A 13,577-nucleotide genomic window follows, 5' to 3' on the forward strand; every position below is an offset into this window, starting at 1 on the left:
GCGCCTCAGCGCTTCAACCAACGAACAGCAACTCTACCGGATGGAACCGGCGGAACGCCAATCGGCAGGGCCTCCCGACCGCAGTGAGGTGAAGCTCACAGATCCGGCAGTTCGCCTGCCAGCCACGTGAGCGATTCACTGACTCCGGCTTCCAGCTTGATCGTGGCCAGGTCGTCCCCCCGCGTGGCTCCCCTGTTGATGATGACCACCGGCTTCTCCTGCTTGGCGGCATGGCGTACGAAGCGAAGGCCGCTCATGACGGTCAGTGAGGATCCGGCAACAACAAGGGCGCGGGCCTCGTCGACCATGGCGTACGAGCGTTCCACCCGGTCCTTGGGAACATTTTCACCGAAGTACACAAAGTCGGGTTTCAGATTGCCCCCGCAGGCCGGACAGTGCGCCACGACGAAACTGCGGATGAGGGCCGAGTCCTCCACGGTGGCGTCGGCATCGGGCGCCATCTCCACCATGCCGTCAGCCAGGGCCCGTTCCAGGAACCCGGGATTCAGTTCCTCCAGGACCCCCGCCAGCAGGGTCCTGCTATACCGGCGCGCACAGGACAGGCAGGCCACCCGGTCGAAGCGGCCGTGGAGGTCAACCACGTTGACACTGCCGGCATCTTCGTGGAGCCGGTCAACGTTTTGGGTAATGAGGCCGGTCAACAGGCCGCGCTGCTCCAGCCGGGCAGCTGCCGCATGGCCGTCATTGGGGTCCGCCCGCCGGAGGTGGGACCAGCCAATGTGGTTGCGCGCCCAGTACCGCTGGCGGTTACCGGCGTGGCCAATGAACTCCTGGTAAGTCATGGGCGCCCGCGGTGCTGCGTCGGGCCCCCGATAGTCCGGAATGCCCGAGTCCGTACTGAGGCCTGCCCCGGTAAGGAGTGCAAAACGGTTGCCCGCCAGGGCATCCCGGATGCCCCGGAGGACGCCAAGTTCGTCAGGGGCGGGCGCGGCAGCCCCCACCGGCGGCAGGCTGGCGAAACCAGTCATGCCAAGTCCGGGGTGCCGCTGCCTCATGCCGTCAGTTCCCGCCGAGCTCCGAAAGGGCTGCGCGATAACCGGCCAGGTCGCGGGCCTGGCCGCGGGGATTCACCACGACATACCGGATGATGCCGTCGGCGTCGATAATGAACGTTCCCCGCAGTGCCATGCCGCTGCCGGGATCAAACACGCCGTATTGGGAAGCCACGTCCCCATGCGGCCAGAAGTCGGCCAGCAGGTCAAACCCGTAGCCCTCCTTCTCCGCATATGCGCGCAGCGTAAACTTGCTGTCCACGGAAAGCGCAAGGACAGTGGCGTTCTCATCCTCGAACAGTGCAAGGTTGTCCCGGATCTCACAGAGTTCGCCGGTACAAATTCCCGAGAAAGCGAACGGATAAAAAACTACGACGACGTTGCGTCCCCGCAGTTCCGACAGCCTCACAGGTTCACCGTACTGATTGACCAGTTCGAAGTCGGGGGCCGTCTCTCCGACCGCAGGAACACCGGCCGCCGCACCGGCATCCTGCACGGGCTGCAGTTGCTGCAGCGTCACTTGTTCTTCCTGGTGACCAGGCGCGTTGCGCTCCAGTCCTTGGAGACACCCGGTGACGTGGTGAGGTGGAGCCCTGCCGTGGGTGCGGCCTCCTGGATCTCCGCCGGGGACACATAGCCGTGCCGCCCTGACTTCGGCGTGAGCACCCAGACAACACCGTTCTCACTCAGGGTGGTCAGCGAATCCATCAGGGTGTCAACCAGGTCTCCGTCGCCGTCCCGCCACCAGAAAATGACGGCGTCCACCACGTCATGGTCGTCCTCATCAAGGAGCTCGGAACCGGTCAGGTCCTCAATATCATCACGTAAGTCGAAGTCGACGTCGTCGTCGTAACCGAACTCCTGAATCAGATCCCCGTTTTTGAAACCCAATTTTTCCGCCACATTTACCGAAGTGGCGGCGTCGGCCTCGCTCACGTGTTCCTCCAATGCTTAGTCATTTGCATAAATCTAGTGATTTCCATTACTACAAGCCAACACCCTTTGTGCCTGCTCTTCAAGCTGTTGGCCCGCGATCCCACTTATTCTGCGTCACACCCGGGCCTGGCGCCGGTCCGGCGGGGCCGGGTTCCGTCACACAACCAGTATGACGTCAAATACGACAGGGACGTCAGGCAGCGGCTACGCATCGGCTAGCTCTCACAGCTAGAGTGGCTGGTGACGACTATGCCAGCGGGGCGATCGCCCTGGATTTTTAAGGCCATAGACGTGATAGGACCCTGCCCGGCGCACATGACCGGGCTGTTGTAACCGATACGTCGCACACGTCGCGTTCATGCCAGGCAGTTACCCTGCCGGACCTGAGTGCGCCGATGCATGCGCGCAAAGAGAGGTTGGACGTGGCTGCAGGAGAAGATACCTCCCATATCCTCAGCGGGTTGACTAACCAGCTGCCTGATCGTGATCCGGAAGAGACCGCCGAATGGATTGAGTCCCTGGATACGCTGATCAGGGAACAGGGCACCGAGCGTGCCCAGTACATCATGCGCAGTCTCCTGCAGCGTGCCGGCGCCCAGAGCGTCGGGGTTCCGATGGTCACCACCACGGACTATGTGAACACCATCCCGGCGGACCAGGAAGCTGAGTTCCCCGGGAACGAAGAATACGAGCGCCGTTACCGGGCCTACATGCGCTGGAACGCCGCGGTGATGGTGCACCGGTCCCAGCGGCCGAACATCGGCGTGGGCGGGCACATCTCCACCTACGCCGGCGCCGCGACCCTGTACGAGGTCGGCTTCAACCACTTCTTCCGCGGCAAGGATGCCCCCGGCGGCGGGGACCAGGTCTTCTTCCAGGGCCACGCCTCCCCCGGCATGTACGCCCGCGCGTTCATGGAAGGCCGGCTGACCGAGGAGGACCTGGACGGGTTCCGGCAGGAAAAGTCCAAGGCCGGGCACGCCCTGTCCTCCTACCCGCACCCGCGGCTGATGCCGGAGTTCTGGGAATTCCCCACCGTGTCCATGGGCATCGGGCCGATGAACGCGATCTACCAGGCCCAGTCCAACCGGTACCTGCACAACCGCGGCCTGAAAGACACCTCGGACCAGCAGGTCTGGGCGTTCCTGGGCGACGGGGAAATGGACGAGCCCGAGTCCCGCGGCCTGCTCCAGCTCGCCGCGAACGAGAACCTGGACAACCTGAACTTCGTGATCAACTGCAACCTCCAGCGCCTGGACGGGCCGGTGCGCGGCAACGGCAAGATCATGCAGGAACTCGAAGCGTTCTTCCGCGGCGCGGGCTGGAACGTCATCAAGGTCGTCTGGGGCCGGGAATGGGACGCGCTGCTCTCCAAGGACTCCGACGGGTCGCTGGTGAAGATCATGAACGAGACCCCGGACGGGGACTACCAGACCTACAAGGCCGAATCCGGCGGGTTCGTCCGCGAACACTTCTTCGGCAAGACCCCGCAGACCAAGGACATGGTCGCGGACCTGACCGATGACCAGATCTGGAACCTCAAGCGCGGCGGCCACGACTACCGCAAGGTCTACGCCGCGTACAAGGCAGCCACCGAATTCAAGGGCAAACCCACCGTCATCCTGGCCAAAACGGTCAAGGGCTACGGACTCGGGCCGCACTTCGAGGGCCGCAACGCCACCCACCAGATGAAGAAACTCACCCTCGACGACCTCAAGTCGTTCCGTGACCACCTGCGCATCCCGATCACGGATGAGCAGCTCGAGGGCGATCCCTACCAGCCGCCGTACTTCCACCCCGGCAACGATGCACCGGAAATCGCGTACATGATGGAACGCCGGGCCGCCCTGGGCGGTTCCGTTCCGGAACGCCGCAGCAAGCATGACTCGATCACCCTGCCGGACGCGAAGTCCTACGAGGTGGCCAAGCGCGGTTCGGGCAAGCAGCAGGCGGCCACCACCATGGCGTTCGTCCGCCTGCTCAAGGACCTCATGCGGGACAAGGAGTTCGGCAAGCACATCGCGCCGATCATCCCCGATGAGGCCCGTACGTTCGGCATGGATGCGTTCTTCCCGACGGCGAAGATCTACAACCCCAAGGGCCAGAACTACCTGTCCGTGGACCGGGACCTGGTCCTGGCCTACAAGGAATCCGCCCAGGGCCAGCTGATCCACCCCGGCATCAACGAAGCCGGCGCCGTGGCAGCCTTCACCGCCGCCGGCACCGCCTACGCCACCCACGGCGTCCCGCTGATCCCGGTCTACGTCTTCTACTCCATGTTCGGCTTCCAGCGCACCGGCGACGCCTTCTGGGCAGCAGCGGACCAAATGACCCGCGGCTTCATCATCGGCGCCACCGCAGGACGGACCACCCTCACCGGCGAAGGACTCCAGCACGCCGACGGACACTCCCCCATCCTCGCCGCCACCAACCCGGCAGTGGTCACCTACGACCCCGCCTACGGCTACGAAATGGGCCACATCGTCCGCGACGGCATCGAGCGCATGTACGGACCGGACTCAACCGACCGTAACCTGATGTACTACATCACCGTCTACAACGAACCCATCACCCAGCCGGCAGAGCCGGAGGAACTGGATGTTGAAGGCGTACTCAAGGGCATCTACCTGCTTGCACCGGCCACGATTGACGGCCCCCGCACGCAGATCCTTGCCTCGGGCGTCTCCGTCCCCTGGGCCCTCGAAGCCCAGCGGATCCTGGCCGAGGACTGGGGCGTCTCCGCGGACGTCTGGTCCGTCACGTCCTGGAACGAACTGCGCCGCGACGCCATGGCAGCGGAAGAGGACGCGTTCCTCAACCCCGGCCAGCCGGCGCGCGTGCCGTTCGTCACGGCTCAGCTCGAAGGTGCCACCGGTCCCATCGTGGCGGTCTCGGACTACATGAAGGCCGTCCCGGACCAGATCCGCCAGTTCCTCCCGAACGAGTTCGCCTCGCTCGGCGCCGACGGCTTCGGCTTCTCCGACACCCGCGCAGCAGCCCGCCGCTTCTTCAAGAACGACACCCACTCCATCGTGGTCCGTTCCCTGGAGATGCTCGCGCGCCGCAGCGAAGTGGATGCCCAGGCTCCGGTCCAGGCAATCGAAAAGTACCGCCTGCACAACGTCAACGCAGGTTCCACAGGCAACGCCGGAGGCGAATCCTGACGCACCACCCCTGACCCCGGGAGTTTTTGTCCAGATAATCGCCTCTGGCGAGGCCTTTGGGCCGGTTATGTGGACAAAAACTCGCAACTGATGATCACGACGGCGGCCCTCACCACAGGTGGGGGCCGCCGTCGTCGTATCCGGACCGCGCCGCAAGGACTTGGCCGGTCTGTGACGCAGCGCAAACCGCGTTGTAGCCTTTGCACAAATGGAGCTTGGACTTCGCGCACCGTATGCTCGATGCATGGCAGAGCCCACCCCCACTCCCGCAAAGCGCAAGCCCGCCTCGCGCGCCCTGACGCCCGAAAAAGCCCAGACGCTGAAGAAACTCCGGGCAAGCGTGGGCCAGCTGTCCACCACCACCATGCGAGAGCTGGAAAAATCGCTGCCTTGGTACGGCCGGCTCAGTTCCGATGAGCGGTCAGCCCTCGGGATGGTGGCGCAGAACGGCATCGCCGCGTTCGTGACCTGGTACGAGCGGCCCAGCTCGCCGTCGTGGATCCTGACCGACGTATTCGGAACCGCGCCCACCGAACTGACCCGCTCCATCAGCCTGCAGAAGGCCCTCCAGCTCATCAGGATCGTGGTGGAAGTGGTGGAGGACCAGGTTCCCGTGATCGCTCCGGAGGCGGACCAGCCCGCCCTCCGCGAAGCCGTGCTCCGCTACTCCCGCGAAGTGGCCTTCGCCGCCGCCGATGTCTACGCCCGCGCCGCCGAATCGAGGGGCTCATGGGACACCAGGCTGGAAGCCCTGATTGTGGACGCGATCCTGCGGGGTGAGAATACGGATGCCTTGCGGTCCCGCATCGCGGCCCTCGGCTGGAAGGCGCAGGAGCGTTTTACCGTCATGGTGGGCAATTCGCCGTCGGAACCCAGCGCCAGCTACGTGAGCGAACTCCGCCGCACGGCCGGCCGGTTTGCCGAGGACGCGCTGGTGGGAATCCAGGGCGACCGCCTCATCCTGATCCTCGGCGGCGTCCAGGACCGGGAGAGCGCGTACCTGAAGCTCAGCGAGCTGTTCGCCCCCGGGCCCGTGGTTTACGGACCGGAAGCGGGTTCCCTCCTCGAGGCGAGCGGTTCGGCGCAATCCGCCTTCGCGGGGCTGACGGCGGCGCGCGCTTGGCCCTCCGCACCGCGCCCGGTGGCTGCTGACGACCTGCTGCCTGAGCGGGTCATTTCGGGGGACGACGCCGCACGGCGGTCCCTCATCAAGAACATCTACCGGCCGCTGATTGCCGCGTCCAATGGGCTGGTGGAGACGCTGGGTACCTACCTCGAGCTGGGACACTCCCTCGAAGCGACGGCCCGCGAGCTCTTCGTGCACGCCAACACCGTCCGTTACCGGCTCAAGCGCGTTTGTGACGTCACGGGCTGGGATCCGCTCCTTCCCCGGGAGGCGTTTGTGCTTCAGGCGGCACTCGTGGTGGGACGGCTTTCCGTTCCGCCGAAGGCCCCCACGGAGCGCCAGCCGTCCCGGAACGGCAACTGAACCGTTGTAGACTTCCTACAAACTGACCCAGTGAGCTTGGTGCATGAATACACCGAGAATCACGCAGTAATTTGGAAAGCTGGATACGTGCTTGCAATCGTCTGCCCTGGACAGGGCTCCCAGACCCCTGGTTTTCTGGCCCCTTGGCTGGAACTGCCTTCCGTCGCCGGCCATTTGGCCTCCCTCAGTGAAATAGCAGGCATCGACCTCACGGCACATGGCACCACGTCGGATGAGGAAACCATCAAGGACACGGCGGTAGCACAGCCGCTGATCGTGGCGGCCGGACTGGTGGCCGCCAAGTCGTTGTTCGACGTCGAACTGAGCACCCTTCCGGTAGTCCTGGCAGGTCACTCCGTCGGCGAGATCACGGCGTCGGCCCTTGCCGGCGTCCTGACCGAGACCGAAGCCATGACGTTCGTCCGGGAGCGCGCCAACAGCATGGCTGCGGCTGCTGCCGTCACCCCCACAGGCATGAGCGCCGTGGTTGGCGGAGATCCGGCCGAGGTCCTCGCGGCCATCGAGGCCGCCGGCGCCACGCCCGCCAACGTCAACGGTGCCGGCCAGACCGTCGCCGCGGGCACGTTCGAACAGCTCAAGGCCCTCGCCGAGAATCCCCCCGCGAAGGCACGCGTGATCCCGCTGAAGGTGGCCGGAGCCTTCCACACCTCGCACATGTCCCCCGCCGTAGCGGCGCTGGAAGCGCTGAAGCCCACCCTGCACCCCCGGAACCCGCAGGTGCCGCTGTTGTCCAACTTTGACGGCAAGGAAGTGACCGACGGCGGCGCAGCAGTCGGCAGCCTCATCGCCCAGGTCTCCCGTCCGGTCCGCTGGGACCTGTGCATGGAGACGCTGGTCCGGCGCGGCGTCACGGGCGTCATTGAACTCGCACCAGCCGGAACCCTGGCCGGACTCGCCAAGCGGGGCATGCCCGGCGTCAAGACGGTTGCCGTCAAGACTCCGGAGGACCTCAGCGCTGCCTTGGCCCTATTCGCAGAACTGGAGGGACAGGCATGAGCGCCCCCGTACTCAAGCAGGCACCGCTGCGGGAACACACCCGCATCCTTGGACTCGGCGCCTACCGGCCCGACGTCATCGTCACCAACGAAGATGTGTGCCAGTGGATCGATTCGTCTGACGAATGGATCCGGCAGCGCACCGGCATCGTGACGCGCCACCGGGCCCCTGCCGACATCAGTGTCATCGACATGGCCGAGGGTGCCGCCCGCGAAGCCCTGGCCAAGGCAGGCATCGAAGCCAGCCAACTGGGCGCGGTGATCGTCTCCACTGTCACCCACCCTTACGCGACGCCCTCCGCTGCTGCGAGCCTGGCGGACCGACTTGGCGCGACGCCTGCCCCGGCATTCGACATCTCAGCTGCGTGCGCCGGCTATTGCTACGGCATCGCCCAGGGTGACGCGCTGGTCCGCTCCGGGGCTGCCGACTACGTGCTGGTGGTCGGTGCCGAGAAGCTGTCGGACGTCATCGACAACACCGAGCGCACCATCTCGTTCCTGCTTGGCGACGGCGCCGGCGCCGTCGTGATCGGCCCCTCGGACACCCCGGGCATCGGCCCGTCGGTCTGGGGCTCGGACGGCAGCAAGTGGGACGCCATCGGGATGACCCATTCCCTGCTCGATGTCCGGGAGCTGGCCCTGGCCGCCAACAAGGGCGGTTCGCTAAGCACCGCGGAGGCCGACGTCACCGACGCCGCCATCTGGCCGACCCTGCGCCAGGACGGCCAGACCGTCTTCCGCTGGGCCGTCTGGGAAATGGCCAAAGTGGCGCAGCAGGCCCTCGACGCCGCCGGCATCGCGCCGGAGGACCTCGTAGCCTTCATCCCCCACCAGGCCAACATGCGGATCATCGACGAGATGGTCAAGAAGCTCAAGCTTCCCGAGACCGTCAAGGTGGCCAGGGACATCGCCGAGGCCGGAAACACGTCAGCAGCTTCCATTCCGCTTGCGACCCACCGCCTGTTGCAGGAAAACCCCGAACTCAGCGGCGGACTCGCCCTGCAAATCGGTTTCGGCGCCGGCCTGGTGTTTGGCGCCCAGGTGATTGTGCTCCCGTAGCCGGACCCTTTACCCACAACTGAATACGTACTGAACAGCACGGATTCGCGAACCAAGCCGTAACCGCGGTTTGAATCATTTCCGGCAGCACTTGCCGGCAACAACAAGAAAAGGAGCCATCAATGGCTAGCAACGAAGAGATCCTGGCCGGCCTGGCTGAAATCGTCAACGAAGAGACCGGCCTCGCCACCGAAGCCGTCGAGCTGGACAAGTCCTTCACCGAGGACCTGGACATCGACTCCATCTCCATGATGACCATCGTGGTCAACGCTGAGGAAAAGTTCGGCGTGCGTATCCCGGACGAAGAGGTCAAGAACCTCAAGACCGTCGGCGACGCTGTCAGCTTCATCTCAAACGCACAGGCCTAGTCCTGGCTCCTGCCGGCAACAGCCGAATCCGGTAGCCGGTCCGGGGCGCTGACCAAGCGTCCCGGACCGTGCACCGCTGAATGACCTCAAGTTTTCCCCACGCATTCCCGGCCAGGCATCCCCCGGACACGGCATGCGCACCGATAGAGAGTGATCCCATGGCACGCAAAGTAGTCATTACCGGTCTGGGTGCCACCACGCCCATTGGCGGCGATGTCCCCACGATGTGGAATAACGCGCTGAAGGGCGTCTCCGGCGCACGCACGCTCGAGGACGACTGGGTGGCCAAGTATGAACTGCCCGTTCACTTCGCAGCCCGCGCCTCCACCCCCGCGCTGGAAGTCCTGAGCCGCGTCGAAGCGAAGCGGATGGACCCGTCCACGCAGTTCGGCGTCGTGGCCGCCCGCGAAGCCTGGGCCGACTCCGGCATTACCGAAGTGGACCACGACCGCCTTGCAGTGGCCTTTGCCACGGGCATCGGCGGCGTCTGGACCCTGCTGGACGCCTGGGACACCCTGCGCGAAAAAGGTCCGCGTCGCGTCCTGCCCATGACCGTGCCGATGCTGATGCCCAATGGCGTGGCAGCAGCGGTGAGCCTGGACCTGGGTGCCCGGGCCGGTGCCCACACCCCGGTATCCGCCTGCGCATCCGGCACCGAGGCCCTCCACCTCGGCCTGGACCTCATTCGCTCCGGCAAGGCTGACGTCGTGGTCTGCGGTGGAGCCGAAGCTGCGATCCACCCGATGCCCATTGCCGCGTTCGCCTCGATGCAGGCCCTTTCGCGCCGCAACGACGATCCCGAGCACGCGTCACGCCCGTACGACACGGGTCGCGACGGTTTCGTCATGGGTGAAGGCGCCGGCGCCCTGGTCATCGAAGCCGAGGAACACGCACTTGCCCGTGGTGCCCGGATCTACGGCGAGCTCGCGGGAACCTCGGTGACTGCCGACGCCTACCACATCACGGCCCCGGACCCCCAGGGCCTGGGTGCCACCCGCGCCCTGAAAGCGGCGATGTTTGACGGCCGCATCCAGGCTGAGGAAGTGGTCCACGTCAACGCGCACGCGACGTCCACTCCCGTCGGCGACAAGCCTGAGTACACCGCGCTTCGCGCTGCCCTGGGATCGCACGTCGATAATGTGGCGGTTTCCGCGACAAAGTCCCAGATGGGCCACCTGCTGGGTGCCTCAGGTGCCGTTGAAGCAGTCCTTACCGTCCTGGCCGTCTACGAGCGCAAGGCACCGGTGACCATCAACCTGGAAAACCAGGATCCGGAGATCCCGCTCGACGTCGTCACCAAGACGGCCCGCGACCTGCCGTCAGGCAGCATCGTGGCACTGAGCAACTCCTTCGGCTTCGGCGGCCACAACGCCGTGATTGCTGTCCGCAGCATCTAGCGTCCGCTCGGTTGATCCAGCTGCATGAGGCCCCTGCCGTCCGGCGGGGGCCTCATGCGTTATGGAGGTTTTGCGATGCGGCCCGGGTTGGCCCGCGGCGTCAGCCCACCTGGTGCAGCCAGCGCACGGGTGCGCCCTCGGCAGCGTGCCGGAACGGCTCCAGCTCTTCGTCCCAGGCCTCGCCGAGCGCCAAGGAGAGCTCGTGGTAAACGGCGGACGGGTCGCCGGCGCCGGACTCGTAGGCGTAGCGGATCCGGTCTTCCGAAACCATGATGTTTCCGTGTACGTCGGTGACGGCGTGGAAAATTCCGAGTTCAGGGGTGTGGGACCATCTGCCGCCGTCCACGCCCTGGCTGGGTTCCTCGGTGACTTCATAGCGCAGGTGCGCCCAGCCCCTCAGGGCGGATGCCAGCAGGGCGCCGGTACCCGGGCTGCCGGTCCAGGACAATTCCGAACGGAACATTCCGGGCGCAGCAGGCTGAGCAGTCCACTCAAGGTCCGTTCGCTTGTCCACGACAGACCCGATGGCCCACTCTACGTGGGGGCACAGGGCGGTCGGGGCCGAGTGAACGAACAAGACACCGCGGGTCATTGCAACAGACATTCCATCCTCCATAGCTGTAGGTACGTCTTCCCCAACGACCTCTGCCTGAATGTGTGTCTGCCGCGCCGGATCCGCATGCTGCCGGTGGTCCCTGCAAGGCTATGAAATTAGTGCCGGCACCGCCTGAAACTGCTTCAGGGCGAGCTTCAAGTCAGACTTGAAACTTGCCGGACATGACTCTTATTGTGCCGTACCCCGCCTAATTACGCCAGTGCAATTCGGCGCGCCGGAAGTGAATAGAAAACTTGCAAGGCCGGCCGGGCGTATACCCGCCGCGGCTGGCAGCGGGCCCCCGGAGACTCTGTCAGGCGCGCGGATGCGCCTGCTGGTAGCTTCGCCGCAGGCGGTCAACCGAGACGTGGGTGTAGATCTGGGTGGTAGCCAGGCTGCTGTGGCCGAGAATTTCCTGCACGGCCCTGAGGTCGGCTCCGCCGTCCAGCAAATGCGTGGCGGCGGAGTGCCGGAGCGCGTGCGGACCCGTGGCAGCCGTGTCCCCCAGCGCGTCGAGCAGGTCCTTCACCACCGCACGGACCTGCCGCTGGTCCACCCGCCGGCCCCGGGCCCCCAGGAAGAGTGCCGGATCGCTTCCGTCGACTGCCAGCAGTAGCCTTCCGCGGCGCAGCCAGTCGTCGACGGCGACCGCGGCGGGAAGCCCGTACGGCACCGTCCGCTCCTTGTTGCCCTTGCCGACAACCCTGAGCGTCCGGCGGTCGGGGTCGAGGTCGTCCACGTCCATGCCCGCCAGCTCTCCGACCCGGACACCGGTGGCGTAGAGCAACTCCACCATGGCCCGGTTTCGGAGCGCCATCGGGCCGCCGTCTTCCGCGGCGGCCTTCAGCCCGTCCAGGACGCGAACAACCTGTTGCTGGTGCAGGACGCCCGGCAGGGATTTTTCCCGCTTCGGTGCCTTCAGGCGCAGCGCCGGATCGGCCTCGAGAAGTTCTTCCCGCACGGCCCACGCGGTGAAGGACCTGGCCGTGGCTGCGCGCCGGGCCAACGTGGACCGGGACATGCCCGCCTCGCTCTGGACGCCGAGCCAGCGCCGCAGCGTGGAGAGTTCAATCCCGTCGAGGCTGGCGGCGCCGTCTGCTGCCGCAGCCGACAACAGGCTGTGGACGTCGGACAGGTAGGCGCGCACGGTGTGAGGTGACCGGGCGCGTTCGCCTTCGAGGTAACGGCCGAAGCCGTGGGCTGCGCCAGCGAGGGCCGGGGGGAGGTCTGGGGTGTCCACGGTCCAACTTTCCCACCATTCAGCCGCCAATCAAGGAACCACGCAGTCAGGCCGTCCAGTTCACGGAGATCGTACGCAGAACTGCCCGCAGGCCCGCCGGCGGCAGCACTCAGCACGCTTTGCGGGACCTTTTCCAGCCGCCGCGTTCGGATTCGGCAAGCCCCAACAGCCCCAGCCGACCCAGTCCCGCCCTGACCGAATCTGCGCTCAGTCCCGCAACAGACGTCAGCTTTTCGACTGAGCTCGTTGACCGCAACGGCAGCGCGTCGAGAAGGATGAGGTCTTCCAAGGTGAGGCCGTCGTGGTCAGCGCGTTTCCCAGCGGCGAGGTCGGCCAACGATTCGCCGCTGGGTGAGGCGAGTTCGGCGATTTCACCGGCGTCCGTAACGCAGACGGCACCCCCTTCGCGGATCAGCCTGTGGCAACCGGCCGAATTTGCGCTGTGCACGGAGCCTGGGACGGCTCCGACGGCCCGGCCCAGGGTCTCAGCGTGGTGTGCCGTGTTCAGCGCCCCGGAGCGCCAGCGTGCTTCCACCACGACGGTGACTGACGACAGGGCGGCGATGAGTCGGTTCCGCTGAAGGAACCGGTACCGCGTGGGGGCTGAACCGGGCGGGACTTCGGCCAGGACCGCACCCTGGTTCGTGACCGTCCTGAGGAGGTCTTCGTTTCCGGACGGATAAAAGCGGTCCACTCCCCCGGCCATGACGGCGACCGTGGGCATGGCCTCTCCGGCGCCCGCCAGCGCGGCCCGGTGGGCATGCGCATCGATACCGTAGGCCCCGCCCGAGACGATAGTGAAGCCCCGTTGGGCCAGGGAGTAGGCGAGGTCGCCTGTGACGGCAGCGCCGTAGCTTGTGCTGTCGCGGGACCCGACAAGGGCAACGGACTTCGCCGCTGCGGGCAGGGGCTGCTCCACACCGCGCCACCACAGGCAAAGGGGTTCATGAAGGTCCAGGTCAGCCAGCTGCCCGGGCCATAATTCGTCGGACGGGATGATCATGCGGCCGCCCATCCGGTGCATCGTGGCCAGGTCCCGTTCCGGAGCCAGGTCCGGGATGCGCGGAGCCCAGCGCTTGAGTGAGGCGTTAATCCCGGGCCAGCTGCCGGTGCCGTTCTCCGCCAATAGTGCCGTGATCTCCTGTTCGAGCTGCGGACCGGACGCCAGCTGACCGGTGGCGATTCGGAGCCCATCCACGGCACCGGCTGCTCTCACCAGCGCCAGGCCCACAGCGTCCTGCGGCTCCATCAGGCGCGACAGGGCGGCCCGCGCTAAGCGTTCATTGTCAGTCATCGCTTT

12 protein-coding genes are annotated in these 13,577 nt (G+C 65.9%); 6 read left to right on the forward strand and 6 right to left on the reverse strand.

All coding sequences use genetic code 11. From position 1 onward, the window contains the following. Window positions 1-95: 95 nt before the first annotated feature. From Q8Z05_RS20470 to Q8Z05_RS20480, 3 genes are read right to left on the reverse strand one after another with little or no spacing between them, the layout of a single operon-like run. Window positions 96-1,016: an NAD-dependent protein deacetylase gene (locus tag Q8Z05_RS20470; protein WP_305941355.1), complete on the reverse strand. Its 921-nt coding sequence runs from the start codon at window positions 1,014-1,016 to the stop codon at window positions 96-98. Window positions 1,017-1,020: 4 nt separating this feature from the next. Continuing rightward, window positions 1,021-1,518, reverse strand: coding sequence for a peroxiredoxin (locus tag Q8Z05_RS20475; protein WP_371745989.1), 498 nt, complete (start codon window positions 1,516-1,518; stop codon window positions 1,021-1,023). Window positions 1,519-1,529: 11 nt separating this feature from the next. Further along, the gene (locus Q8Z05_RS20480; RefSeq protein WP_011692305.1) at window positions 1,530-1,949 is read right to left on the reverse strand and encodes a DUF3052 domain-containing protein; all 420 of its coding nucleotides are present in this window, start codon (window positions 1,947-1,949) and stop codon (window positions 1,530-1,532) included. 395 nt (window positions 1,950-2,344) lie between these two features. Between Q8Z05_RS20480 and aceE the strand changes: the two genes are divergently transcribed. The 6 genes from aceE (at window position 2,345) to fabF (ending at window position 10,442) form a co-directional block, all read left to right on the forward strand. Next, the gene (aceE, locus tag Q8Z05_RS20485; RefSeq protein ID WP_305941356.1) at window positions 2,345-5,113 is read left to right on the forward strand and encodes a pyruvate dehydrogenase (acetyl-transferring), homodimeric type; all 2,769 of its coding nucleotides are present in this window, start codon (window positions 2,345-2,347) and stop codon (window positions 5,111-5,113) included. Window positions 5,114-5,357: 244 nt separating this feature from the next. Then, entirely contained in the window at window positions 5,358-6,602 is a 1,245-nt protein-coding gene (locus tag Q8Z05_RS20490; RefSeq protein ID WP_305941357.1) for a PucR family transcriptional regulator, read from the forward strand. 87 nt (window positions 6,603-6,689) lie between these two features. After that, window positions 6,690-7,619, forward strand: a complete 930-nt coding sequence (locus tag Q8Z05_RS20495) for an ACP S-malonyltransferase (protein WP_305941358.1) — start codon at window positions 6,690-6,692, stop codon at window positions 7,617-7,619. Continuing rightward, window positions 7,616-8,677: a beta-ketoacyl-ACP synthase III gene (locus Q8Z05_RS20500; protein WP_305941359.1), complete on the forward strand. Its 1,062-nt coding sequence runs from the start codon at window positions 7,616-7,618 to the stop codon at window positions 8,675-8,677. The genes Q8Z05_RS20495 and Q8Z05_RS20500 overlap by 4 nt, the downstream gene beginning before the upstream one ends. 122 nt (window positions 8,678-8,799) lie before the next feature. Further along, window positions 8,800-9,045, forward strand: a complete 246-nt coding sequence (locus Q8Z05_RS20505) for an acyl carrier protein (RefSeq protein ID WP_214840220.1) — start codon at window positions 8,800-8,802, stop codon at window positions 9,043-9,045. Window positions 9,046-9,203: 158 nt separating this feature from the next. After that, window positions 9,204-10,442: a beta-ketoacyl-ACP synthase II gene (gene fabF / locus Q8Z05_RS20510; RefSeq protein WP_305941360.1), complete on the forward strand. Its 1,239-nt coding sequence runs from the start codon at window positions 9,204-9,206 to the stop codon at window positions 10,440-10,442. A gap of 100 nt (window positions 10,443-10,542) precedes the next feature. Here fabF and Q8Z05_RS20515 read toward each other — a convergent pair whose 3' ends face one another. The 3 genes from Q8Z05_RS20515 to dprA form a co-directional block, all read right to left on the reverse strand. Beyond that, window positions 10,543-11,046 (reverse strand): DUF3145 domain-containing protein, encoded by a 504-nt coding sequence (locus tag Q8Z05_RS20515; protein ID WP_011692312.1) that lies wholly within the window; start codon window positions 11,044-11,046, stop codon window positions 10,543-10,545. Window positions 11,047-11,350: 304 nt separating this feature from the next. Then, on the reverse strand, window positions 11,351-12,277 hold the full coding sequence (locus Q8Z05_RS20520; protein ID WP_305941361.1) for a tyrosine recombinase XerC: 927 nt from the start codon (window positions 12,275-12,277) through the stop codon (window positions 11,351-11,353). Between the two features lie 109 nt (window positions 12,278-12,386). Beyond that, window positions 12,387-13,571, reverse strand: a complete 1,185-nt coding sequence (gene dprA / locus Q8Z05_RS20525) for a DNA-processing protein DprA (protein ID WP_305941362.1) — start codon at window positions 13,569-13,571, stop codon at window positions 12,387-12,389. Between the last annotated feature and the right edge of the window lie 6 nt (window positions 13,572-13,577).

Source organism: Arthrobacter oryzae (assembly GCF_030718995.1).
In the GTDB taxonomy this organism is placed as follows: Bacteria; Actinomycetota; Actinomycetes; order Actinomycetales; family Micrococcaceae; genus Arthrobacter; species Arthrobacter oryzae_C.

Coding starts and splice junctions, on each gene's coding strand:
- dprA (WP_305941362.1), bottom strand. CDS start 13,571: ATGACTGACAATGAACGCTTAGCGCGGGCCGCCCTGTCGCGCCTGATG.
- Q8Z05_RS20505 (WP_214840220.1), top strand. CDS start 8,800: ATGGCTAGCAACGAAGAGATCCTGGCCGGCCTGGCTGAAATCGTCAAC.
- aceE (WP_305941356.1), top strand. CDS start 2,345: ATGCATGCGCGCAAAGAGAGGTTGGACGTGGCTGCAGGAGAAGATACC.
- Q8Z05_RS20490 (WP_305941357.1), top strand. CDS start 5,358: ATGGCAGAGCCCACCCCCACTCCCGCAAAGCGCAAGCCCGCCTCGCGC.
- Q8Z05_RS20500 (WP_305941359.1), top strand. CDS start 7,616: ATGAGCGCCCCCGTACTCAAGCAGGCACCGCTGCGGGAACACACCCGC.
- Q8Z05_RS20470 (WP_305941355.1), bottom strand. CDS start 1,016: ATGAGGCAGCGGCACCCCGGACTTGGCATGACTGGTTTCGCCAGCCTG.
- fabF (WP_305941360.1), top strand. CDS start 9,204: ATGGCACGCAAAGTAGTCATTACCGGTCTGGGTGCCACCACGCCCATT.
- Q8Z05_RS20515 (WP_011692312.1), bottom strand. CDS start 11,046: ATGTCTGTTGCAATGACCCGCGGTGTCTTGTTCGTTCACTCGGCCCCG.